The sequence below is a fragment of the Oleiphilus sp. HI0132 genome (genome assembly GCF_001635845.1).
The window spans coordinates 1-1710 of record NZ_LWGJ01001837.1 but is presented as its reverse complement, the minus strand read 5'-3'; the positions used below and the strand labels follow the sequence as shown (position 1 = coordinate 1710).

The following is a 1710-nucleotide window of genomic DNA, read 5'->3' as shown; positions in this document are numbered from 1 at the left end:
TGATTTTGACGCCGGCATCTACCGGAAAGACCTGGATAGCTACACGGGCTTCGTTAACTACAGCAATCATATGATCGCACAGAGACTCAGAGATAGCTTTGACCAACATTGGCAATACGCTAAACCCTCTGCCAATATGCGCCGCCTAAGTATTTAGCTAATCAATACGCACAAAAAAACCGGCATTCAGCCGGTTTTTTTGTGCCCCTACATAAGCAGGGGCTGAGTAAACACTTATTGCGCTTTAAACTTCAAACGGTAAGCATGAAGTAGCGGCTCTGTGTAACCACTTGGCTGCTCTTTGCCCTTGAAGATCAAATCAGAAGCTGCCTGGAAAGCAATGCCGTCAAAAGACGGTGCCATGGCGATGTATTCAGAATCACCCGCATTCTGGCCGTCAACAATCGCTGCCATACGCTTCAAGCTTTCTTCAACCTGTTCTTTGGTACAAACACCGTGCTCCAACCAGTTCGCCACGTGCTGAGAAGAAATACGCAATGTTGCACGATCTTCCATCAAACCAACGTTGTTGATATCTGGAACTTTAGAACAACCAACACCCTGATCAACCCAACGTACAACATAACCCAGGATACCCTGACAGTTGTTGTCGATTTCGTTCTGAATGAATTCAGGCGTTAGCGCCTTAACTTCATCTGCAGACATTAGTGGAACGCTTAAGATGTCATCTACGTTTGCATGCTCGCGAGTCTTAAGTTCGTTTTGAACCGCAAATACATCAATCTGATGATAGTGAATTGCGTGAAGTGCTGCAGCAGTAGGAGAAGGAACCCAAGCCGTGTTAGCACCCGCTTTAGGATGGCCCACTTTCTGCTCCATCATCATGCCCATTTCATCAGGAATCGGCCACATGCCTTTACCAATCTGTGAACGACCTTGTAGGCCTGTTTCCAAACCTGTATCAACGTTCCAATCTTCGTATGCGTTAATCCAAACTTGCTGCTTCATTTGAGTCTTAGCAACAAAAGGACCTGCCAACATTGACGTGTGTAGCTCATCACCGGTACGGTCAAGGAAGCCTGTGTTGATGAATACAACACGGTCTTTCGCTGCACGGATACATTCTTTCAAGTTAACAGTGGTACGACGCTCTTCATCCATAATACCCATCTTCATCGTGAAGCGAGGCAGGTTAAGTGCATCTTCAACACGTGCAAACAATTCGTTAGCAAAAGCCACTTCTTCTGGGCCGTGCATCTTAGGTTTAACGATATTGACAGAACCTGTTGTAGAGTTCTTGAATGGGCTATTGCCATTCAAGTCGTGAATAGCGATAAGCGCTGTCACAACACCGTCCATGATGCCTTCAGGAATTTCAGAACCGTCTTCCAAAAGAATCGCAGGGTTAGTCATCAAGTGACCTACGTTACGAACGAACAACATTGAACGACCTTTCAAAGAGAAAGTATTACCGTCAACACCCGTGAATTCACGGTCAGCATTCATCACACGTGTAAATGTCTTACCGCCTTTGCTTACGTCTTCAGCCAGATCGCCTTTCATTAGGCCTAACCAGTTGCCGTAAGTCGTCACTTTGTCTTCTGCGTCAACCGCAGCAACAGAGTCTTCACAGTCCATGATAGTGGTCAGTGCCGCTTCCATGATCAAATCTTTAACGCCAGCAGCGTCAGTTGAACCAACTGGGCTAGTCGCATCGATTTGGATTTCGATGTGCAAACCATTGTTCTT

The 1710-nt window shown here is 46.2% G+C and carries 1 protein-coding gene; it reads right to left on the bottom strand.

What is annotated here, in order from left to right:
* Positions 1-234: 234 nt before the first annotated feature.
* Positions 235-1710, bottom strand: a 1476-nt coding sequence (locus tag A3766_RS27805; protein WP_068643399.1) for a malate synthase G, incomplete at its 5' end; no start/stop codon positions are given.